Here is a 24,203-nt window from a genome sequence, read left to right on the forward strand (position 1 = left end):
AGCAATTCAAAAATCTTTTTGAATTCCCGGGGAAGACCCAGGTTTCCGGGAATTTTTTTTTGAAGGGGTGATTGAACGATTTGAGTACGGAATCCGTCGAACTTGTTTACCCGTCAAGTTCGAATTATCTTGATCTGTTCGGTTGTGGAGATTTCAATATAAAGGCTCTTGAAGACAGGTATGGTGTTCAGGTAGTCTGCCGTGATGGAGCCGTAAAAATTTCCGGCGATAAAGTAGCTGCCAAAAAGGCGGCGAAGATAATCAGTGAAATGGATGCCCTTATCGCGACGGGGACACGTTTTGACGAGCATACGTTATCTTCGGCTCTCGATTACCTTGAAAGCGGCGGCCCGGCAGGTCCGGTCGGCCTCGAAACCGTTATTCTGAATGCAAAGGGGCGGCAGATAAGGCCCCGCTCGCTCGGCCAGTGTCTGTACCTCAACGCGATGATGGAAAATGATATCGTGTTCAGCATCGGCCCTGCCGGAACGGGGAAAACATACCTGGCAGTCGCGATGGCGGTTTCGGCGCTCAAGAGCCGTTCGGTCGGCAAGATAATCCTCTGCAGACCTGCGGTCGAGGCGGGAGAGAGCCTCGGATTTCTTCCCGGTGACCTCAGGGATAAAGTGGAGCCCTATTTCCGCCCGCTCTATGATGCTCTCATCGATACGCTTGGCCCTGAAAAACTTCAGAAGCTTCAGGATCAGGATGTGGTCGAGGTCGCTCCGCTGGCTTACATGAGAGGCAGGACGCTCGCCAATGCATATATTATCCTGGACGAAGCGCAGAACACCACGAAACGTCAGATGAAGATGCTTCTCACACGGCTCGGTGTCAATTCCAGGATGGTTATAACCGGTGATGTAACACAGATCGATCTCCCGCAGAACGATCATTCCGGCCTGCTTGCTGTCGAATCTATCCTTTCCGGTATCGAGGGGGTCGCGTTTATCAGGTTGACCAGCCGTGATGTGGTGCGGCACAGGCTCGTTCAGAATATTATCAATGCCTATTCGGATCATGAGTCGAAGCAGATTCAGAAAAACAATGATGGTAAACGGGATAATCTGCCGTGAAAAAGTTTTTCTCCCGGTTTAAATCCCAGAAAATAACGATTGGTCTCGGCACCGAGATCACGCAGGATTACCGGAGCCTCATTGCCCGCATTCTGCTCGGGCTTTTTGTGATCGCCGCTTTTTCCGCATTGTATCTTTCGCTCGTATCGAAAAGCGCCGGCTGGATAGTCTATTCTCTTCCGAACCTGAAAGAGGGCGATATCTCTCCGCGCCGCGAAATTGCTCCATTTGATTTTGTGGTTCCAAAACCGCAGAAAGAGCTCGAACAGGAACAGCTCAACGCCGAATACTCGACACTCCCCGTTTTTACATTTGACAGGACTGTTCCTCAGACGGTGAATGAGGAAATCGATTCGCTTTTCAAGGCAGTGGAAGAACGGGTACAACGCCACACCGATTCCTTTGTCGGGAATGAGTCGCAGAAAATGTTCGGGAGGATTGAGTATTCCTACATTGATTCGCTCGCAACGATTATGCGTACTTCACGGAGCACCGTTTCCCGGGGAATAAAGGTGACGATCAGAAAAGCGCTCGATGACGTTTTTGAGCTCTTTATTGTCCCCCGCAGAGAAGATGTTCTCGCACTGACCGATGATCAATTTACACTCGAAGATGGGGAAAAAACAACCATCATGGAGGTGAATGATATTCTGGGAGCGGATGAAGCCGGCGAACTGGTTGGAAAGAAACTCGATGATTCGTTCGGGAATCGTCTCAGCCAGACGAATCTCCGTATTATACAGACAGTCGCAAACCGTCTGGTAAGACCGAATGTATGGTATAACAGGGATCGATCCATGGAGAAACGGCGCGAGGCCCGCATGGCGGTCACGGAATTCATCGTTTCCTATAAGAAAAATGAGCGGATTATCGATGCTAATGTACAGGTTACCGCCCAGCACCTCGCAGCGCTCGAAACGCTGAAAAAAGAGCTGTCCCGGCGCTCGTTCATGGAAAATCCCCGCGAGCACTATCTGATCGCTCTGGGGAAGATTATCATCGCTCTCGGCATCATCGGTATTTTTGTCGGATATCTGTTTCTGTATCGCCGGAAAATCTTTTTTTCGTTTCCACGGCTGCTGCTGCTGACATTGATTACGGTCATCCCGCTTTCCGCTGCATTCTATTCCGCTTGGAGCGGCATCCTGTCGGGTTTTTTGATACCCGTCGCTATCGCTTCCATACTGACAACAATATTGTATGATTCCGAACTCGGTATCATGGTCTCGATTGTGGTCGCGTTCATTGCGGCATCGATGCTGCCGGGCTCGGGTTTCCGCATAGGGGTGATTTATTTTCTTGCCGGCGGCGTCGGTGCGGTGACTGTCGGAAGAGTGCGGCACAGGAAGGAGTTTTACCGCTCCATGTTTTTTCTTCCGCTCACCATGGCGATTTCCATTGCATCCACAAACGACTGGCTGACCCACACATCATGGAATGATGTGGGTTATGACATGTTCATCGGGGCGATCAACGGCTTTTTCTGCCCCATTATCGCCATCGGCATCCTGCCGCTCCTCGAAAGTGTTTTCAAGGTGACTACCGATATAACGCTCCTCGAGCTTTCCGATCTCAACAATCCGCTGCTCAAGGAGCTTGCGGTTAAAGCGCCCGGGACATTCTCTTCGGTTCTCGTGGTGGGTACGCTTGCGGAGGCCGCGGCGGAAAAGATCGGCGCGAATCCGCTGCTTGCACGGGTCGGCTCGTATTACCATGATATCGGTAAAATGATCATACCCGAATATTTCATCGAAAACCAGATGGGCGGCGAAAATCCCCATGACCGTCTTTCGCCCAATATGAGCGCTCTCGTCATCGTTTCACATGTCAAAGAGGGCGCTGAGCTCGGAGAAAAGCACGGGCTTCCCGAGGACATTCTCGATATAATCCGCCAGCACCACGGGACAAGTCTCATGGCATCGATTTATCAGAAAGCGGTCGAGGATGCAGGCAACGACAAGGTTGACGAGTCCGCATTCAGGTATCCGGGGCCGAAGCCGCAAACCCGTGAAGCCGCAATTGTCATGCTCGCGGACCTTGTTGAGGCAGCCAGCAGGTCTGTCCGGGAACGGTCTCCGGGCCGCCTGAAAACGCTTATCAATACCATTATCCAGAAACGATTCATCGAGGGAGAGCTCGATGAATGCGAGCTTACCCTCAAGGACCTCCACGATATCGAGGGTAGTTTCCTCCCGATACTCGTTGGCTCCCACCATGGACGTATCGAATATCCGTGGCAGATCAATGAAAAGAAAAATACCGGGAACGGAGAGAAAACGACCTCCGCCGGTATGGATTTAAAAGAGGCGGGCCGGAATTGATCACCGTCGATGTGCTTGAAAGTGAAGAAATCGGGGGCGTTCTGCCCCTGGGCAGCGAACGTATCCGGGATTTTGCCATATATATCCTTACATCGTGCGGGATTTCGGATGCCGAAATCAATGTGGTTTTCATCGGCGACGAAAAGATGACCGAATTGAACGAATCGTACAGAAAGCGGAAAGGGACGACCGATGTATTGAGTTTCAATCTGTCGGAAAAGCCATCGGAAAAAATTGAAGGCGAGGTCTATATTTCCCTTGACCGGGCAAAAGTCCAGTCGGAAGAATATGGTGTCCGGTTCGAGGAGGAAATCATCCGCCTGGTCGCTCATGGTGTTCTTCACCTGACAGGACGAGTTCACGATACCGATGAGTCATACCGGTCCATGACCGGTGATACGGAGAAGCTTGTTTATGATTTTTTCAGCTCCGGGGGATTGCCGTGTTAATTTTTGTAGTGATGTTGGCGGGATTTTTTGCCGCGCTTCTGGCATCGATCATGTTTTCAGGAGCGGAAATCGCGATAGGATTCATTTCACGCGATTCGCTCGAAAAGCTTGCGGAAAACAATATCCGCGGCGCATCGGTCGTGCTTGGAATTCTCAGCAACAAACGACGTTTTCATCTCATGCTCAAAACGGGGAAAATAATCTCGATTGTGGTCGGTACCATTCTTTTATACGCATATTTTCTCCGGTATTACGGACAGTTGGGGCTGGGTATACTCGAGATCGGTTTTGCAGCGTGCTGTGTGGCAATTACAGCATACATTCTCATGGATGTCCTGGTTGCGCGTCTCGTTGCCATGGGTGACTATGAAAAAACCGTTTCGCGGCTTGCCTATTTCCTTCTGGTTTTTCATGTCATTCTCTTTCCTCTGTCGTATTCGCTCGAACGGCTTCTTTCTATATTGATTAAGAGAAATATCGAGCTTGCGGTGAAAGAGGAAGCGCTTATCGAGTTTGTCAAATCCGAGAGCGAGGATGGCGTAATCGAGCAGGAAGAAAAGGAAATGATCGAAAGCATTCTGGAATTTTCCGACACGACTGTCCGCGAGGTCATGGTTCCCCGTATCGATATGGTCGCTGCCAAAAAAGATATTTCGATGGATGAACTCATTGCGATTTTTGAAGAAGAAGGCCATTCCCGGATACCGCTCTACGACGGCAGGGTGGACAACATTGTCGGCGTAATCTATGCAAAAGACCTCCTGACGGCCATTGCCAAAAAGGGGAAGGAAAACTGTGTCGTCACCGAAATCATGCGGAATGCCTATTTTGTTCCTGAAACGAAGAAGATTTCCGTTCTCCTCAAGGAATTCAAGATTGCCAAGGTGCACATCGCCATCGTTGTCGATGAATATGGCGGCACGGCGGGTATAGTCGCCATGGAAGACCTCCTCGAAGAAATCGTGGGCGAGATTAACGACGAGTATGACGAGGAGGAACAGAGCGCCCTCTGGCTGAGCGAACAGACTGTTCTGATGGATGCCGGACTGGACGTGGATGATGTCAATGAGATGATCAATACCTCGATTCCCAACGAGGATTTTGATACTCTCGGCGGTTTTCTTTACAATCAGCTCGGATTCATCCCGCAGGGCGGTGAAATCGTTGAATGGGAGAATGTCACCTTTACGATCAGGGAAATCCACGGTAACCGTATATCCAAGGTTCTTGTGAAACTCAACGAACCCTCGGATACTGATACGGAGCACGGAAAATGACGATCAACTCCATGCCGTCGGGGTAACTCCCTGTGGTTACCCTTTGAGCCTGAACAAGGGAATGAATTTCCACCTCATACCTTTGGACGTTATTGCCCTCAGTCCTCTGATGTGCTGCAAAAATCCGGGGTATTGTTTACTGATATTGTTATAATGCCGAATACGAATGTAAGGGAATTTTTTTATCAAATTCATGGAATCATACGAAATTGATACTGTTTGATTCAGCAATAAACTGATTGTGAAGGAGTGTGTATGCAGGTCGTAGGTATTATCGGCTCGGGGTACTGGGGAAAAAACCTTGTCAGAACATTCAATGAATTAAAGTCTGCCCGTTTGAAATATGTTGCGGATGTTTCTCCTGCCGTTCTGAATTCGGTATCTCAGACCTTTCCTGATATCCGGGTGACAGAACGTTATGAGGCAGTTCTTGAGGATAAAGAGGTACAGGCTGTCGTTATTGGCGCTCCAGCGGGTTTACACTATGAGATTGCCCGGAAAGCTCTTCTTGCGGACAAGCATGTTTTCGTCGAAAAACCGATAGCGTTGCAGGTCGATCATGCCCGCGAGCTTATGGAGCTTGCCGGCAGGAAAAACCTGAAGCTCATGGTCGGCCACCTTCTTCTCTATCATCCCTGTATCGCCATGATCAAGCAGTATATCAATAACGGTGAGATCGGTGATCTGTACTATCTCTACAGCCAGCGCCTCAACCTCGGGAAAGTGAGGAACGACGAGAATGCGCTGCTGTCGTTTGCTCCCCACGATATTTCGGTGGCGCTCTATTTGATGGAAATGGAGCCGGTTTCGGTAAGTGCATGCGGAAAGTGTTACCTTCAGGATGGTATTGAGGATGTCGTTTTCCTGACCATGAATTTTCCGAACAACAAGATAGCCAATGTACATGTGAGCTGGCTCGATCCTCACAAGGTGCGGCGCACGACTATCGTCGGTTCCCGGCAGATGATTGTTTTCGATGATATGGAGCCCCGCGAAAAAATCAAGATTTATGACAAGGGTGTTCAGAAGTCCGGTGAGTATGGGTCATACGGGGAATTCCTGTCGCTCAGGGACGGGAATATCTTTTTACCGGCCGTTAAGATGGCCGAGCCGCTGAAAATTGAATGCGAACATTTTATAACCTGCATCGAAAATGATACGAAACCCCTCACCGACGGAGAAAACGGGCTCATCGTCACCAAGGTGCTCGATGCGGGCCAGCGCTCGCTGAAGTCGGGAGGTATTCCAGTCACGGTTTCATGATGACACCGGTGATTAACCGTTTTCTTGTTTCCGTTACCTTATAACCGGCAGGAAGAATGAACACTGCACACTGGAAAAAATTTTCTGTAATGGCTCTCCGCTATCTGCTGCTTGCGGGGATACTTTTTTTTGCAATACATTATACGGTGAAGAACTATGACCGGTTTGCCTCGCATGCCCGATTTACCGCGCTGAATATATCCCTCCTGCTCGGATTGAATGTTCTGACGCTGGTGGTTGAATCCGTCCGTTTCCGTCTCATGATACGCAAGGTCGGTTACGATCTCGGCGCGGTCAGGTCATTCTTCATGTTCGGATTGTCGCAGGCCATCAATCATATTGTTCCGAAGGCGGGGACTTTCAGCACCGGCTACTATCTGTCACGAAAATACGGCGTCCGTCTTCATTCTTACATCACATTTATTCTTACCTATATCGTATTTTTCATTCTTGCCTCAGGGATACTGGGAATCATTACTTATCTGATTTTTTACCTGCTGGGATATACCCATGACAAGATGATTCCGGTGTTTTTCGCGCTGCTTATCATCTTCTGTGCGGTGTTCATAGGCGCGGCGAATATCACCCTCAACCTCAAGCGCTTTCCCCGTATAATCGCCCTGTTTCTCCATTCGCTCAGGGAAATATTTTCGGATCACCGGCTTGTCGCGACTCTGGTAACTGTTGAAATTGTGTACTACCTGCTCTGTTCGCTGAGGTTCATGATAGCGCTGTCGATGTTTTCGGGCTCGGTGAACCTCCTGGAAAGCGTTGTCATCCTGACTGTCGGTAATTTCTTCAGAATCGTGACCTTTATGCCCGGAGGTTTGGGAATTGCTGAGATTGCGAGCGCCTGGACAGCCGGAATGCTGGGGAAAGAAGTCGGCCTGTCGGGTCTTTCGGCGGGATTGGACCGTCTCGTATACTTCATTCTGATCATGATTGTGGGAAGTATCGGTTTTTTGAGTCTTTCGGGAAGATCGGAATTTCACAAACCGCCTGAAATGGACGACAAAAACTCGCTGTTGTCTGTTATGAATGAAGAAGAGTGAGAATAGTTTTCTGTTGCAATTGATTCCAAAGGATTATAAAATAACAGTTGGTATGAATCAAAACTCATAATATGGTAACAAGTATAATCCCATGCCCGTAAATTCCACACATGATAATCAGAGACTTCTTCAATTCCTTTTTTTCAAATACCGGAAAAAAGGAACGACAGTCTATTCCGATTTTATCTCGGAAAGTCCTTCTGTTCCGGGAAACTGGAGAGGTACTTCGCCGGATATGCTCATTTCCGAACACCATAAACGGATCGCTGTCTGTATTGAGGAGGGGGCAACCTTTAACGAGAAAGCCACCGTTCTCAAATGGAAATCGATCCTTGATAACCCGAACACCACGCTCCGGATTATTGTCCGTGATGAAGATGAATCCGAAGCCATCATGCAACTGGCGCAGAGGAATAATATCGATATCGAGTGTTTCAGGGTTAAGCGCTCGACGCAGCGTAAAAGGAAAATTCCCCCTAAAGCAGGCAAAAAAGGCGGGTTCAGGGTTGACTGGGTCGTTATCATGACGTCGGTGATGATTATTTTTGTTTCTCTGCTCCTTTTTGGGCCTGCTCTCATGAAACTTTTCAAAATACAGGATGAATCCCGGCCTTTCGAAACAGGAAAACAAATCGATCAGTTCCAGAAAACAATCGATGACCTCAAGAAAAAGTAGTAATGCAATACAGGCAGTTCGTAATTTTCCGCACGATATATTTCACTCCGCTTCATGAATTCCGGAATTCTCCGTCATGACCTTTACGCTCAGCAATACATTTTCATATTGGTTATGAGTTCTTTTTTTCCACACATGGGAGAAGGGTCAGGGATGCTGGCAATATTACCCTCACACTCGGCCCCTCTTCCGTAAACAGGAGAGAGAAGAAAACATTATATCATACATCCGGGAACACGTTACTTATAATTACTTCAAAGGTTTCGATTTGTAATTGAATCAATGTTTTCCGTTTGTTATATTGGAAAGTTACAGGTACATTGAATAAATGAAACTCGTTATATGAAAATACTAGTGAGGGACGAATGAACAGAAGCACAGAAGCGAAATACGATCACCGGACCATAGAGAAGAAGTGGAGAGAACGATGGGAGACACGCGGTGATTATCGAGTAGATCTGGACAGGGCAGAGAGGCCTTTTTTCAACCTGATGATGTTTCCGTATCCCTCCGCCGAGGGTCTCCATGTGGGAAATGTTTATGCCTTTACGGGGTCTGATATTTACGGCAGATTCATGAAAATGACCGGCTATGATGTTTTCGAACCGATCGGATTTGACGCTTTCGGCATGCATTCGGAAAATTTCGCGTTGAAGAAGGGGCTGCACCCCGCGCAGCTCGTTCCGAAGAATATCGCTCGCTTCCGCGACACCCAGCTTAAGATGATCGGCGCCATGTTCGACTGGTCGCACCAGGTGGATACCACCGACAAACTGTATTACCGGTGGACACAGTGGATTTTTACCCAGTTATACAACCACGGGCTCGCATACCAGGCGGACGCCACGGTCAACTGGTGTCCTTCGTGCCAGACAGTGCTTGCCGATGAACAGGTCATTTCCGGCGCATGCGAACGGTGCAGTTCTCTGGTGACGATGAAAAACATGCGCCAGTGGTTTTTCAGGATAACCGATTACGCAGGCCGTCTCCACACGAACCTCGATGTCATCGACTGGTCAGAGATTACCAAAACCGCCCAACGTAACTGGATAGGCCGCAGCGAGGGCGCAGAAATCGATTTCGACATTGCGGGATGCGATGATAAACTTCGTATTTTTACAACCCGCCCCGACACCATTTTCGGCGCCACGTACATGGTGCTCGCGCCGGAACATGGGCTTGTCGAAAAAGTCACAGCACCGGAACTGAAACAGGCGGTCGGGAACTATGTCCGTGCTGCCGCTGCCAAAACCGAACAGGAACGGGTTGATGAGGCAGGGAAGAAAACGGGCGTTTTCACCGGCGGTTATGCGATAAACCCGGCAACCGGCCTCCCCATACCTATCTGGGTCGCCGATTATGTCCTTATCGGTTACGGCACCGGAGCGATCATGGCTGTTCCCGCCCATGACGAGCGTGATTTTGCATTTGCACGGACATTCGATCTACCCGTTATCGAGGTGATATCGCCCGATGGTTCCGGTCACGATCTTACCGCCGCATATACCGACGAGGGAATCATGATCAATTCGGGCCAGTTCAATGGTATTCCCTCGGTGGATGCCATCGGAAAAATCACCCAGTGGTTCGCCGACAGGGGAAAGGGTCAGAAAAAGATCAATTTCCGCCTCCACGACTGGTGTATTTCCCGTCAGCGGTACTGGGGACCGCCGATTCCGGTAGTTTATTGTGATACATGCGGTACACAGGCTGTTCCGGAAAGCGATCTCCCGGTGCTCCTGCCGGAGATGGAGGATTTCAGGCCGGATGGCTCGGGTCATTCTCCGCTCGCGCGCAATCCCGGGTTCGTGAATACGACATGCCCCAAGTGCGGTGGTCCGGCACAGCGCGAGACGGATGTCATGGATAACTTCCTCGATTCGGCATGGTATTTTTTCCGGTACCCGTCGACCGAATACAGCGACAGGCCTTTCGACAGGGAGCGGACACGGAAATGGCTCCCCGTCGACATGTATATCGGGGGAAACGAACATGCCGTGCTTCACCTTCTCTATACCCGCTTCATAACCATGGCGCTTCATGATATGGGATACATCGACTTCGATGAACCGTTCAAAAAATTCCGAGCGCACGGCCTCATCATAAAGGATGGCGCAAAGATGTCGAAGAGCCGCGGTAATGTGGTGAATCCCGACGAGTTCATCGATGAATACGGCGCAGACTGTTTCAGGACCTACCTCATGTTTCTCGGGCCGTACACCCAGGGCGGCGATTTCCAGGACAAGGGTATCACCGGCGTCCGCCGCTTCTATGACCGTCTCTACAGGCTCGTTCTCGCTGGCGTTTTAACCGCGGCGCAGCCGGATGATCAGGAAATGATTACCATGATACACAAAACCGTCCGCGATGTGACGGAGCACATCAAAAATCTCGAATATAACACAGCCATCGCGTTCATGATGGAATTTCTCAATGGCATTACAAAGCGCGACACAGTCGGCAGGGATGCGGTCGAGGTTCTCGTGCGGCTTACCGCCCCGTTCGGTCCGCACCTTGCCGAGGAATTGTGGGAGATGCTCGGTCACCGTGAAAGCGTTTTTACCGCCGGGTGGCCCGTCTGGGATGAATCGAGGATTATCGTCGATACCTTCGAGCTTGTCGCACAGGTGAACGGCAAAGTCCGGGCAACTATGCGGGCGCCGGTCGATATTCCGGAGGACAAGGCAAAAGCGCTCGCTGTCGGCCATGAGAATGTCATGCGTTTTACCGAGGGTAAAACGATTGTGAAAACTATTTATGTACCCGGTAAACTCGTAAATATCGTGGTGAAATAGCATGAAACCGTTCACTTTTTTCGAATCCGCCCGTGTTCAGGGACGATCAATGGCTCTGAGCATCTTTGTTCTCTGTATGCTCGTGTTTATCGGGGGCGCGGCCAATGCGCAGGATGATCTTTCCGTCCTGAAGACATGGAAAGCCCACGAAAACGCTCAGAATGCTCTCTATAACCTTATCGCAAGCGAATCATACCGGTTTCTCGATGCCCGTGACCAGACCCTTGCCGGAATCCGTTCCGTCGATCAATATACGTCCTATACCACGGCTGTTCACCGTAAGCTTGACGCCGCATTCGGCCCGCTGCCCGCGAAAACTCCCCTCAACGTGCGTGTTACCGGTACGATCGAGCGCGAGGGGATTGCGGTCGAAAAGATTGTGTACGAGTCTCGTCCCGGATTCTGGGTCACAGGCGCTGTTTTTAAATCTCCGAATGCGCCCGGACGTCTTCCCGCGGTACTCTATGTCTGCGGCCACACGGTTGACGGATTCCGGAGCGAGGCTTACCAGCAGGTCATTCTCAATCTTGCGCGGAAAGGATTCCTCGTTTTCGCCATCGACCCGGCAGGGCAGGGCGAACGGCTTCAGTACGTCGATAAGGAAAAAGGAACATCGTACGTCGGAGGCCCGACACAGGAGCATTCATATGCCGGCCTGCAGTATCTCTTCCTCGGGCGAACCATGGCGATGGTCAGGCTCTGGGATTGCATCCGCGCGGTCGACTACCTGACAGCGCGGCCCGATGTCGATCCTCAGCGTATCGTTGTGCACGGCCGCTCGGGCGGAGGGACCATGTCGGCGTTTTTAGGTGCCATGGATACCCGTATTGCTGCGGCGGCGCCCGAGTGCTACATTACGAGCTTCAGGCGGCTGCTCCAGTCTATCGGGCCGCAGGATGCGGAGCAGAATCTCCTCGGACAGATTTCGAGCGGTCTCGACCACGGCGATTTTCTGGTTGCCCGTGATCTGAAGCCGACGCTCGTCGTGACCACCACCCGTGATTTTTTCAGTATCCAGGGCGCACGGGAAACGGTGACGAGCTTACAGGCGATTCCACCGGTGAGCGCATCGAAGTCCCTGTCCATGGTCGAAGACGATTCCCCGCACCAGTCGACGCTGAAAAACCGTGAGGCGGTCTACCGGTTCTTTTTGCACACATTCGGCATGCAGTCGAATTACACGGACGAAACGATAACGCCGATAAGCCCCGATCTTCTCCGTGTCACAAAGACCGGACAGGCTGTCACCTCGGGCTCGAAAACCATCCACGATCTGATCGCAGAGGATGCCGTGGCGATACTCGGAAAGCTCCAAAAAAACCGGATGAATACAACGGAGTATGCTTCGAGGATACGCGGTTCGGCTTCCGGACTTTCGGGGTACCGTTCTCCCGGAACGATGAAGGAGCCGGTTTTCTGCGGCCGCTTCAACCGTGAGGATTACACCATCGAAAAGTACATTCTCGATGGTGAGGACGGCCTTCCTCTTCCTGTCCTGCTGTTTGTGCCGACCGGCGGGGGACGGTATCCGGCGATTCTTTATGTGAATCCCGCGGGAAAACAAACCGGCGCGGAACCGGGAGGACAAATCGAGGATTTCGTCCGGAAGGGATACTGCGTCTGTTCGCCGGATCTTCCCGGGTTTGGCGAGCTAGCGGTCGACACGAACCAGGGAGACTCCGTCATCGGCGGGGTGAGCTACAACATCATATTCGGCGCTCAGCTTATCGGCAGGAGCATAACGGGGATTCAGGCCTCGCACATCGCCCGTGCATGCGTGTTCCTGAAATCGCTCGACTGCGTCGTTCCGGAGCGTATCACCGGAATAGGAGTCGGGATCGCGGGCCCCGCTCTTCTGCATGCGGCAGTCCTCGACAGCCATATTTCCGCTCTGGCGCTCATCGATTCGCCGGTATCGTGGGAATCGGCGGTTACGGAGGAACGTTATGACCAGACCATCGGCTCTACCGTAGTTCCTTCGGCGCTGACCGCATACGATTTGATCGATCTCTTCTGCGTTTTCGCGCCGGGGAAAGTTCTCGTTTACAATCCTGTCGACTGCGCCGCGAAATCCCTCCCGCAAAAAACGTGTGACCGGTATACGCATATGCTCGATACTTTCTGCGGTGGAGGAAAAAACAGATTCAGCGTTATGTCGGGAACGGACAGCCGTGAAGCGCTCACCGGCTGGCTCCAGAACGGAACGACTGAAAAATGATATCCATGTCAGTCACCCTATCATGTACTTTATTACGGAGAGAATTCTTTTATGAATAATCAGGCAGCTTCCGACGGGTCAGGTTCCCGGCGTTCAACGCAAAAAACCGCTAATGCTTTACTCGCGATCAGTATTTTGTCAGCTGCCATAATTATTGTTTTATTGTTGACCGGTCACACCTGTTATATCGGTCCTTTTGCCATTGCGGTTCCCGTTACACTTGCAGTGTATGTGAGGAGTCGCCCGGTTCTTTCCGCGACATCGTTTTCCCTCTGGATGGCTGCGTTTGTCACCGCCCCCATGTTCTATCCGGGATTTTTTACCTCGTGGAACGGTTTTCAGCTCAAGGTACTGGTCATTCCACTCATTCAGTTTATCATGTTCGGTATGGGAACAACCCTGAGCTTCAGCGACTTCAAGCGTGTATTTCTCATGCCCCAGGCAGTGCTGATAGGAATTGCGCTTCAGTATACCGTCATGCCGTTTGTAGGGAAAGCGGTTGCCATGACATTTACCTCGAACTCGGAAGTGGCTGCGGGAATCGTGCTGGTCGGTACAAGTCCCGGCGGCGTCGCATCCAATGTCATCAATTACCTTGCGGGGAACAACGTGGCGCTCTCGGTCACCATGACCGCGTTTTCCACGGTCGTCGCGCCGTTCACTACGCCTGCGCTGTCAAAATGGCTCGCGGGAGCATATGTCGAGATAAATTTCTGGGATATGATGATTTCGATCTTTAAGATGGTGATCATACCGGTCGGTTCGGGACTCATCGTCAATAAAATACTGGTAAAAATGGGCGAAATGCACCGAAGTCTGCTCTCCGTTTCTAATTTCATCATGAAAAGCCTTCCCGGATTCGCGATGTTCGCCATATGTTTCGCCTGCTCGATTCTTACAGCCGGTGCACGGAGCCAGCTTCTTATCGGAAGGATAGCCATCAGCATCGTTACCGCGGTGATAGTCCACAATGCCGTGGGTCTTACACTCGGTTACTGGGGCGCACGGCTTTTCAGGCTCGGAGAAACAAGCTGCCGCACCATCAGCGTCGAAGTCGGGCTTCAGAACAGCGGCATGGCCGCGGGTCTTGCACTGAGTGTGCTTAAAAGCCCGCTTGCCGCAGTTCCGGGAGTTGTGTACTCCTCGTGGCATAATATTTCCGGCGCGATTCTCGCATCATGGTGGTCAAGGAAAAAAGCCAGAGATTGAATGGAAGAGTATAGTGGCAGAGAGACAAAGAAAGTAAATTAGGATCACCGGGCTAGTACCTGAAAGTGTTTCAGGCAATAATCCTTTCAAACTCTCCGTGCCTTCCGACTTGTTCTTTTTTCATTTTGTTTTGCCACTTTGTTCCTTTGACTCTCTGTTCCTTTATTCCTATATAAAAAAAACCTCCCGAAAAGGAGGTTTTTTTTATATAGTCTGACACGGCTGAAAAGGGGAAAGTATGACAATCTCTATATGATCAGCACCACCGTTAATTGCATGAGGATCAGTATTTTTTATATTGCCTCTGAATCTAACGGTGGTGCCTCATTCTTGGGCGATATAAAGAGCAAATGCTGTGCCAGAAAATATTCCGCATAATGCTGTGCCAATATATCTTATTGATAATTAATAAGATATAATATTATTTCGAAGTGAGCAAGTAATTGTCATGTTCAGGAATAACAGGTGTGGCTGTCGCAGATAGTGAGACGAAAAAAGCGGAATGGTTCATGATGCTATATGTAACAAGTGGAATATCAAATAGTTATGATTGTGTATCATAATTGATACTGTGTCTCAATTTTGAGAGCTCATCGGTCAGGCCATACTTTTTCATGCGCCTGTAGAGCGTTGCCCGGCTCATTCCGATTTTTTCCGCCGCTTTTTCAACATCTCCACTGGCCTGCAGAATCGCTTCGAGATAGAGCTTTCGCGAAGATTCGTCACGTTCTTTCCGTGCCTGCTCGATATTTTCGGCTGCTGCCGGGCCGCTTTTTTCATCGTTGTAGCGATCTCTGAGCGAGGTGGGGAGGTCGGCCCATGTTATGATAGTCGACTGTGTCATGAGCACCGCATGCTCGATGGTATTCTCAAGCTCACGGATGTTGCCGCTCCACGAATAGTCCATGAGTTTCTGGAGCGCTCCATGGTCGATGTCGGTAATGGTTTTTCCCGAGGATTTTGAAAATTTTTCGATAAAAACCTTTACGAATTCAGGAATATCGATTTTACGGTCGCGGAGAGGCGGGATTTCGATGGTTATAACATTGAGCCGCCAGTAAAGCTCTTCACGGAAATCGCCGTCCCTGATTGCCTTCTGGAGATCCTTGTTGGTTGCCGAAATGACCCGTGTCGATATGGGGATAACATGCTCCGAGCCGACGCGCTGGATCACTTTTTCCTGGAGCACCCGCAGGAGCTTAACCTGAAGGTCGAGAGGCATGTCGCCGATTTCGTCGAGCAGGATGGTACCGCCTGTCGCCTGCTCGAACTTACCGATATACCCGCCTTTCCGGGCGCCGGTAAAAGCGCCTTCGGCATATCCGAACAGCTCGCTTTCGATGAGCTCTTTTGGTATTGCCGCACAATTCACCGCGATAAAGGGGCCATCCGCCACCGGCGAGGAATTGTGAATAGACTGGCTGAAAAGCTCCTTCCCCGTGCCGCTTTCTCCGACAATAAGGATGTTCGATGCGCTCTGGGCTGCGAGCTTGGCGAGCCGTACGGTTTCGGCGAGGGTTGTAGATTGTCCGATGATATCGTCGAACGTGAAGCGCGGACGCTGCGATGTGAACCGCGACAGCAGCTTGACCGTTTCCTCCATGGGCCTGAAGGAGATGACGCTCCCGCGCTGTTCCCCCGATGAGTCGTTGAAGGACCGTATATTGACGACTGCGGCGAATTTGTCGTTCGGCGTGAGGAATGTCACGACACGGTTGTCGATTTCCTTCCCGCTCGAAATTATGGACGAGAGCGAAGGCTTATAGGATGTTATCGCATCGATATTCTTGGCGCCCTTGTCCGTGTCGGACAGATTCAGTGATTTCCGCGCGACATTGTTGAAATCCTTGATGATACCGGTCTGGTCCACTGCGACGATTCCGTTTGAAATAGCGTCGAATATCGCTGAAATACGTGAGTAGATAGTCCCGATGACATCGAGTTTTTTCTTGTCTTCATCGGCCAGCCGCTTCAGCTCGGAATGAATCATGGCATTTTCGATTGCGAGAGATGCAAGTCCGGCGATATGGAGGAGAACGTCCACCCCGATCGAAAGGAAAAGCCCGTCGGGATTCTCGTGTTTTTTATCGATATCGAAAAGGCTTATGACACCGAGATTTTTATCACGGCTGATGAGGGGAAGGCAGATATTCCACGGATCATAATTCTTCTTGGTGCCATAGAGCTTGTCCACATCGATATGGTGAATCTTGGGCTCGCCCGAAAGCATGCAGCTCCGCGCCGTATCGAGGGGAAATTCATTGATGAAGCTCGTTTTCAGGCCGTAGTGCGATGTTTTCGTCACTTCCCCTTTGTCATTCATGAGCATTATGAGCACACCGTTGATGGCGAATCCCTGGGCGACTTCCCATGCAAATTCCTCGAGTATCACATCGAGGTCGAGGGTAGAGGACACGGCGCTCGCGATTTTATTCGAGAGCTGGAGGAGTTTCGCCTTATATTCGAGCTGTTCGTATGCCTGGGCGTTTTGAATCGAACCGGCAATGCTCGCGGTAAAATAATTGAGCTCTTCCGCTTCGGCTTCGGTAAAATCTCTTTCTTTCTGGCAGCGCAGGTTTACAACGCCGACCAGCTCATCTTCCCAGAGGATGGGAAACGAGAGTATAGAAGGGTATTTGTCATCCTGGGCATATATGGAGGTAAAATTCCGCGGGTCTTTCAGAATATTGCGGGAAGCGATATATTTTCGCGTTTTTGCAACAGTCCCCGTGACACCCATACCGATGGGTATGCGGTCATTGTCGACGGCGATGGGATCGAGACTGAGGGTGACACGAAGCACCAGAGTATCCGAGACCGGGTCCTTCAGGAATATCGAAACCTCGTCGACATTCATGTACTCGGCAATGATTCTGGCGAGCAGTTCCAGCCGTTCCTTGACGACAAGAGGGGCATTGATAAGCTTCAATGTATGGTTCAGGAAAATTTTCGATTTCACGAACCGGGGGCTGTCCACATCCCCTGCGTTTTTTATCGCCATGGCGGTATCACCTGTACCTGATCATTATACGTAAAAAATGGATAATTCTTTTTCCACCGGAGCCTGTCAAATATAATCCGATAGGAACCATATTTTTCATGTTGTCGAGCGGTAACAGCACCGTGCGGAACCATGATAATAGTATTACGTACATCACCCTGTAAGTCAAGCAATTTATTCATGTTCGGCGTTTGCCGTCAGCAGGCGCACGGGACATGTTTCTGGTTCATGTAATGCAGATGAAGCTCAGTATGGCCGAGTTTTTCAGCGCATGTCAGTTTTCCCCGGACAACCGCTGTGACCTCGTCAAGAAGCCGTTTTCCCATGTCTTCGATACTGATGTCCCCGGAAAGTACGCCCGAGGTGTCTATATCGATATTTTCACTCATCATACGGCATGTTTTCGGGGAACCGCACAGCTTGATAACCGGCATGAGGGCGCTTCCCATGGGAGTGCCTCTTCCCGTGGTGAACAGGAGGAGATGGCAACCCGCGGCGGCGGCGTTTGACATGTCTTCGGCGTCGCTGATGGGCGACACTCCCCGTGTGAGATCATCGGGTATGGAGTCGATGAGATAGAGTCCCGGTTTTTTCGGGCGTTCGCCGACTCTCACCACATCGCTGATCGTTCGGTGGCCGCTTTTCATGTACGCGCCGAGAGATTTTTCTTCGATGGTTGTCAGACCGCCCTCGGCATTTCCGGTGACGATTCCGTACATGCCCGCTTCGTTGGCGACACGGACAGCCCGGTCGATTGCCTCCCCGATCTTTCGGGCGACAACATCGGAAGCCCGTGATGCCGCCATATTTCCGCAGCCGATCATCTCGGTGATTTCATCGAAAAAACACGTTCCCCCCGCATCGACAATCATATCGTAAAGTGTACCAACCGCCGGATTCGATGCGAGCCCGCTCATGGCGTCCGAGCCGCCGCAGTTTGTGCCGATCCGAATGTCGGAAAGGAAAAAATCACAGCGCGGTGTTTCGTCGCGTCCGGAGAGGAGTTCTTCGACGAATGACCGTCCCTTTTGAATCGATTTTGATGTGCCGCCGTCACGCTGAATCGAGACGAATCGGGCTTTGCGACCTGCCGCTCGGGCAATATCGGCAAAATATTCGCCTCTGAGCATTTCGCACCCGAGGCTGACAACGACAAGACCATACAGATTGGGGTGGGCGACAAGCGAACCGAATACCCGTTTGACGAATTCGTTCGAATGACAACCGTCATACCCGAAAAGCTGGACATCCTTCCATGGTGCTGCTATCTGACGTGCGACGTGTTCCGCACACTCGACAGTATAGACGACGGCAACATGGTTCCGTATGCCTTTCTGACCGTCTGGCCTCAACCATCCCTTTGTTAAAAGCATATCGCTCACTGTTCGATCCTTTGTTTGAAATCCTCATCATAAGCGCTTTTCATGTTGTGCAGGTGAACCCATTCGCCGGGTTGAATAATGCCGGTGCTGATACCGATTTTCTGACCGTATTTGATAATACCGTGACCGGCCGGGACAGGGGAGACCGCAATTTTGTGGCCTGCCGGAATGGAATCGACGGTTACGAGGGTTTTTCCGTTACCTTTCAGCCTTATTACGTCGCCCGGGATGCAATCCTCGAGCATGGTTGCAACATTATCCGCCGAATCGAGAACAAGAGCGATATGTGCGTTTTCATCATGCATAAACAGCCCTCCGACATGTAAAATAAATGCCCTCGGTTATGAGGGCATTCACAGAATAAAACAGTACAGTTCATCGATAGAAAACAGATTTATAAATTGATACGAAACAGAATCCGAAATGTTCGACATTCCGTTCCAGATGATTGGTAATCACCAGAGTTCTATACCGTTATGGTCTGTTCACGATCCGAACCGACAGATACATACTTGATCGGAGTCTGGACTATTTCGCTGATACGTTCGAGATATGATTGTGCCCGTGACGGCAGATCGCCGTATTTTCTGATATGAGTTGTCGGTTCCATCCATCCTTTATGGGTTTCGTAGACGGGTTTGACCGCATCGAGGATGGTGACATCGGCGGGGAAATTTATGATTGTCCTGCCATCATAACGGTATCCGGTGCAGATTTTGATTTCGGAAAGCGTATCGAGCACATCGAGCTTGGTGATAGCAAGCGAACTCAGCCCGTTGATGAGCGCGGAATATCTCCCGATAACACCATCGAACCACCCGCAGCGGCGGGGCCTACCGGTTGTTGCGCCGTATTCGCCGCCGATGTCTCGGATCGTTCGCGCGAACTCGTCATCGAATTCGGTCGGGAAAGGACCGTTTCCAACGCGGGTCGTATATGCCTTCATGACGCCGATAACCTCGTTGATATGGGTCGGACCGATCCCCGTCCCGATACAGGCAGCGGCGGCGATGGTGTTTGAAGACGTTACGAAGGGATATGTCCCGTGGTCGATATCGAGCAGTGCTCCCTGGGCGCCCTCGAATACGATATTTTTCTCTTTTTTGACCGCTTCGTTGAGCAGTATCGAAATGTCGGTAACATAGGGATCGATTTTACGGTCGAATTCCAGAAATGCATCGACGACTTTATTTACATCGAGCGGTTGATATCCGTAGATTTTTGTGAGAATTTCATTTGCTTCAAGAATATTGCTCTCGAGTTTCGATACAAACACTTCCCTGTTGAGAAGGTCGACGATACGGATACCGACACGGGCGGCTTTGTCACGGTAGGCAGGGCCGATACCCCTTCCGGTAGTGCCGATGGAGTTTTTCCCCTTGTATTTTTCAACCGCCTGATCGAGGAGCTTGTGATAGGGCATGACAAGGTGGGCTTTCTGACTGATGAAAAGCCTGCCCGCAACATCGATGCCGCGCTGTTTCAATTCCTCGATCTCATCGAGGAGAGCGGTCGGATCGAGCACGACACCATTCCCGATAACGCAGATTTTATCAGGATACATTATCCCGGCGGGGATAAGGTGAAAAATAAACTCGTTCCCGTTGACAATCACCGTATGTCCTGCGTTTGCTCCTCCCTGAAAACGAACTACATAATCCGCATCTGCAGCTATATAATCAACAATTTTGGCCTTGGCTTCATCTCCCCACTGGGAACCGACGACAATTTTAACCGACATGATTCTCCCCTGAAAAAAAAGGCAAAAAAAATCTTCGAGCAGTATGCTCGAATTACGTTATATGATAATGTTACCATCACAGAGTGTCAAGAAAAAAAATTTAGCCCGTTGTTATGGAGATGCAATTCGGTTATATTGTTCCATTCAGTTGATTATTTATTTCGAGGATTGACGAAACGATGCCGGATTCCTACATATATAAATCATTCGAGATAAGCGGTAACGGCGCTGCCGTTTCGGCGAGAATCGCCGGTTTGCTCTCCGAATCCGGGTATATCCGGACGGGAGATGACAACGCTGTACAGTTTTTCCGGTATCCGTCCCTGCGGTTCTCCTCAAAAAAACCTCTGACCTGTGTATCGAGGCTTTCTCTTGCATACGGTGATAAGAACGGTGCTTCAGCAATAAAAATCGGAGTGACATTTACCAAAATACGTTATTTTACAATAGCTTTTATACTTATTATTTGCGGTATTATTCCCGCGCTTATCAGTATGGCGCAAAAGGGTGTACCGGAAATTCCCCCCACCGCTTATCTGGGCATTCCGCTCGGATTCATGGTTCATTATCATGTCCGCTGGCGGATTTTCCGGATTTTACGGCAGCTTGTACAGACCGCCGAGGGAGACAGACGATGACGTGTATCGAAAAACTGACAGCATGTTCCGAAAAGGCCGACAGCCTCGTATGTGTGGGTCTCGATACCGATCCGGCAAAGATACCGGGACATCTGGCCGGCGAAGAGGGCATTCTTCGTTTCAACCGGGCGATAATCGAAGCCACAGCCGACCTTGTCTGCGCCTACAAACCAAACTCGGCATTTTATGAAGCTCTCGGCAGCCTGGGAATGGAAATTCTCGAAAAAACATGCAAGGCTGTTCCTGATGGGGTCCCGGTTATCCTCGATTTCAAGCGCGGCGACATAGGAAGTACCGCCGAGCGGTATGCTTCGGCGGCCTATGACTTTTACGGCGTCGATGCCGTAACGGTCAATCCGTACATAGGATTCGATGCGGTAAAGCCGTTCATGCGCGAGGGGAAGTGTGTGTTCGTGCTCTGTTTGACATCGAATCCTTCCGCAGTGGATTTCCAGCTGCTTGAAACCGAGGAAGGACCGCTCTATGAACGGGTGGCGCGTGCCGCCGCCTCATGGTCGCACTTTGGCGAAACAGGGCTCGTCATGGGAGCCACACGGCCCGAGGTTATCCAGAGAGTCCGTGATATCGCGGGCGATATGCCGCTTCTTGTACCGGGAATAGGGGCGCAGGGGGGCGATACGGAAGCAGTGGTCGAATACTGCGGCGGAATTCCGGGGCGCACCATTATCAACAGCGCACGGTCAATTCTGTATGCGTCTCAGGGGCTCGATTTTGCCGAAGCCGCACGGAAAAGCCTTTTATCCCTCAGGGATGAAATCAACCGATACAGGAGAAAAACCGGGTGAAAATCTGCCTTCTGGGGAGCGGCTCGAAGGGTAACTGCATATATGTGGAAAGCCGTGGCAGCGCCGTTCTCATCGATCAGGGTTTTTCGCACAGCCAGATTGTCATGCGCCTCGAATCGCGAGGCCTCGATACATCTAAAATCAAAGCTATCCTCCTGACACACGAGCATGAAGATCATATCAGGGGTGTTGGAATCACCGCCCGTAAGCTCGGTATCCCCGTATACGGAACACAGGGAACGCTCGATGCGAAAAGAAAGATATTCAATTCCGATGAAGAGCTGATACCGATCGAAGGTGGGGTATCCTTTACAATCGGTTCCCTTGAAATTCTCCCGTTCAGCGTTTCACATGATGCCGCCGATCCCGTGCAGTTCTGTGTTTTTGCGGGCGGGAAAAAAGCGTCTATCGCAACCGATCTGGGATTTGTTTCGACTCTTGTCGAGGAGCGGCTCCGGAATTCCGATCTCGTTGTTATCGAGGCCAATCATGACATTCAGATGCTTCAGAACGGCTCCTATACCTGGCAGTTGAAACAGCGCATCATGAGTAAAATGGGCCACCTCTCCAACCGTAACGCCGCGGAACTTCTCTTCAATCTCTTACTCAACGGCAGCCCGAAAGCTGTGCTCGCGCATCTCTCCGAAGAAAACAACCGGCCCGAACTGGCCGAAAAGGAGGTTCGCGATCTGTTTGAACAGTTTGGTAAACAGATTCAATTTCTCGAAATAGCTCCCCAGCACGAAGCAACCAGAATTCTGGAAATATGAACGGTTCAATTACCTGTATTTTCATCAATTCATGAACTTCCTTTTTGATACGTTTTCCCACAACTGTGACTCTTTATGCGACCTTTTGTTACCAATAACGTGGTATTACACAAAATCATCCGTACAAAAAGAGGTACAGGATAGTATTTTAATTTAAAAAAGTGACGAATATCACAACATTTAATCCGATAATAAAATATTATATTAGTATTGTGGGGAAGTCTATATAACACTATTACCTATTCAAAGAAAAACCGAATCCATGATAATGTCAGATGACAGAAGAACACCGGGAACGTTTATAGTGTTTTTGCCGGTTTTAACCCTCCTGTGTCTCTTTATATCCGGGTGTTTGTCTGTCCAGGATGATACCGAAAAACCCTCGAATCCACGCATAACTTTAAACAATAACGAATCTCAGACCTACGAACAGACCGTCAGCCTCAATCTCTTCTGCGATGACAATGACCTCGTCGAGGAGATGATGATATCGAACAGCCCTGATTTTGAGGGCGCCGAATGGGTGCCTTACGAAAAGACCATGACCTGGGCACTGACAGACGGATTCGGCAGCAAGACAGTCTATGTCAGATTCCGTGACACCGCCATGAACGTTTCCGACATCGCGAGCATGACAATTGCGTTTAAACCGGAACCCTCGACGCTGCCGGCTGACCCGGTCGTACTGATCAACAGCGGTAACGCGTATACGAAAACACTCTCGGTCCGTCTCGATCTCTCGTGCGTTGACGATAAAGGTATCACGGCGATGAGAATATCGGATCATCCCGATTTTTCGGGAGCATCATGGGAATCGTATGACACATCGAAAACATGGACGCTTCCCGACGGCGCCGGGATGAAAACGGTATATGTTCAATTCATCGATGGCGACGGCAACATGTCGGATCCCGTTTCCGCTGCGATTGAATACTATGAGAATGCGATACTCAATATCTCTCCCGCAAACGCGTTTGTGAATATTGGCGGAACAATCGATATCGATATTTTCGTGAGAGGGGCTGTACAGATTATATCGACATATATGACGTTGTCTTTCGATCCCGCGCGAGTTGAGGTAACAAAGATCACTACAAGCGGGAGCGGATTCCTGCTGACTGAAGCCGGAGCCAATGTGATAACCGCTGAAAATGTATATAACAACAACACGGGAAAGATTATTTTTGGCGTTCTTGGCCAGAAATCGGGTTTCACCGGAGCGACGGGAGACGGCACCATCGCCCGTATTACATTCAAAGGCAAAGAGGCGGGTGAATCACATATACAGTTCGTTTCATCAACGGATAATGATTTTCTTCTCTATGGTTACGCCGCAAACGACAACGGTTTCGAGAAGTGTGCTGCCACGAGGTTTGATGGAGTAATTACGGTCAAATAGTATCCATCGGCCGGAAGTATTATACGGCATTGTTTTTCAGGAGGGCGGTGGGTAAGTTACTATTTTAACCACATGTGAAGCATGAATATTGGAAAAGGGGATGGTAAAAGAGCCATCCCCTTTTCTGTCA

Annotated in this window: 18 protein-coding genes; 14 read left to right on the forward strand and 4 right to left on the reverse strand. The window is 50.2% G+C overall.

What is annotated here, in order from left to right:
- Positions 1-71 precede the first annotated feature (71 nt).
- From LLG96_03430 to LLG96_03475, 10 genes are all read left to right on the forward strand, one after another.
- Entirely contained in the window at positions 72-1,076 is a 1,005-nt protein-coding gene (locus tag LLG96_03430; protein MCE5249250.1) for a PhoH family protein, read from the forward strand.
- Positions 1,073-3,397, forward strand: coding sequence for an HDIG domain-containing protein (locus LLG96_03435; GenBank protein ID MCE5249251.1), 2,325 nt, complete (start codon positions 1,073-1,075; stop codon positions 3,395-3,397). The genes LLG96_03430 and LLG96_03435 overlap by 4 nt, the downstream gene beginning before the upstream one ends.
- Complete coding sequence (gene ybeY / locus LLG96_03440; protein MCE5249252.1) at positions 3,394-3,846, forward strand: rRNA maturation RNase YbeY; 453 nt, start codon at positions 3,394-3,396, stop codon at positions 3,844-3,846. Before LLG96_03435 ends, ybeY begins: the two co-directional genes overlap by 4 nt.
- Positions 3,840-5,123 (forward strand): hemolysin family protein, encoded by a 1,284-nt coding sequence (locus LLG96_03445; protein ID MCE5249253.1) that lies wholly within the window; start codon positions 3,840-3,842, stop codon positions 5,121-5,123. The genes ybeY and LLG96_03445 overlap by 7 nt, the downstream gene beginning before the upstream one ends.
- A 255-nt stretch (positions 5,124-5,378) precedes the next feature.
- A complete protein-coding gene (locus tag LLG96_03450) occupies positions 5,379-6,386 on the forward strand; it encodes a Gfo/Idh/MocA family oxidoreductase (GenBank protein ID MCE5249254.1) in 1,008 nt (335 codons plus the stop codon).
- 56 nt (positions 6,387-6,442) lie between these two features.
- A complete protein-coding gene (locus LLG96_03455; GenBank protein ID MCE5249255.1) occupies positions 6,443-7,438 on the forward strand; it encodes a flippase-like domain-containing protein in 996 nt (331 codons plus the stop codon).
- Positions 7,439-7,673: 235 nt separating this feature from the next.
- Positions 7,674-8,114, forward strand: a complete 441-nt coding sequence (locus LLG96_03460; protein ID MCE5249256.1) for a hypothetical protein — start codon at positions 7,674-7,676, stop codon at positions 8,112-8,114.
- 365 nt (positions 8,115-8,479) lie between these two features.
- On the forward strand, positions 8,480-10,909 hold the full coding sequence (gene leuS / locus LLG96_03465) for a leucine--tRNA ligase (protein MCE5249257.1): 2,430 nt from the start codon (positions 8,480-8,482) through the stop codon (positions 10,907-10,909).
- Position 10,910: 1 nt separating this feature from the next.
- On the forward strand, positions 10,911-13,127 hold the full coding sequence (locus LLG96_03470; GenBank protein ID MCE5249258.1) for an acetylxylan esterase: 2,217 nt from the start codon (positions 10,911-10,913) through the stop codon (positions 13,125-13,127).
- A gap of 51 nt (positions 13,128-13,178) precedes the next feature.
- A complete protein-coding gene (locus LLG96_03475) occupies positions 13,179-14,336 on the forward strand; it encodes a bile acid:sodium symporter family protein (GenBank protein MCE5249259.1) in 1,158 nt (385 codons plus the stop codon).
- A gap of 544 nt (positions 14,337-14,880) precedes the next feature.
- On the opposite strand, the gene LLG96_03480 is transcribed toward LLG96_03475, so the two are convergent.
- The 4 genes from LLG96_03480 to LLG96_03495 form a co-directional block, all read right to left on the reverse strand.
- Positions 14,881-17,337 (reverse strand): sigma 54-interacting transcriptional regulator, encoded by a 2,457-nt coding sequence (locus LLG96_03480; GenBank protein ID MCE5249260.1) that lies wholly within the window; start codon positions 17,335-17,337, stop codon positions 14,881-14,883.
- A 197-nt stretch (positions 17,338-17,534) separates the two neighbouring features.
- The gene (locus LLG96_03485; GenBank protein ID MCE5249261.1) at positions 17,535-18,710 is read right to left on the reverse strand and encodes a UxaA family hydrolase; all 1,176 of its coding nucleotides are present in this window, start codon (positions 18,708-18,710) and stop codon (positions 17,535-17,537) included.
- Positions 18,711-18,715: 5 nt separating this feature from the next.
- Positions 18,716-19,024 carry a UxaA family hydrolase gene (locus LLG96_03490; protein MCE5249262.1) on the reverse strand — a complete coding sequence of 103 codons (309 nt, stop codon included), beginning with the start codon at positions 19,022-19,024 and terminating at the stop codon, positions 18,716-18,718.
- A gap of 161 nt (positions 19,025-19,185) precedes the next feature.
- Positions 19,186-20,460 (reverse strand): adenylosuccinate synthase, encoded by a 1,275-nt coding sequence (locus LLG96_03495; protein ID MCE5249263.1) that lies wholly within the window; start codon positions 20,458-20,460, stop codon positions 19,186-19,188.
- 179 nt (positions 20,461-20,639) lie between these two features.
- Between LLG96_03495 and LLG96_03500 the strand changes: the two genes are divergently transcribed.
- From LLG96_03500 to LLG96_03515, 4 genes are all read left to right on the forward strand, one after another.
- Entirely contained in the window at positions 20,640-21,098 is a 459-nt protein-coding gene (locus tag LLG96_03500; protein MCE5249264.1) for a hypothetical protein, read from the forward strand.
- A complete protein-coding gene (gene pyrF, locus LLG96_03505) occupies positions 21,095-21,904 on the forward strand; it encodes an orotidine-5'-phosphate decarboxylase (protein MCE5249265.1) in 810 nt (269 codons plus the stop codon). The genes LLG96_03500 and pyrF overlap by 4 nt, the downstream gene beginning before the upstream one ends.
- On the forward strand, positions 21,901-22,674 hold the full coding sequence (locus LLG96_03510) for an MBL fold metallo-hydrolase (GenBank protein ID MCE5249266.1): 774 nt from the start codon (positions 21,901-21,903) through the stop codon (positions 22,672-22,674). The genes pyrF and LLG96_03510 overlap by 4 nt, the downstream gene beginning before the upstream one ends.
- Positions 22,675-22,942: 268 nt before the next feature.
- Positions 22,943-24,073, forward strand: coding sequence for a cohesin domain-containing protein (locus LLG96_03515; GenBank protein MCE5249267.1), 1,131 nt, complete (start codon positions 22,943-22,945; stop codon positions 24,071-24,073).
- Positions 24,074-24,203 lie beyond the last annotated feature (130 nt).

The organism is bacterium (genome assembly GCA_021372535.1).
GTDB lineage: Bacteria > Latescibacterota > Latescibacteria > Latescibacterales > Latescibacteraceae > JAFGMP01.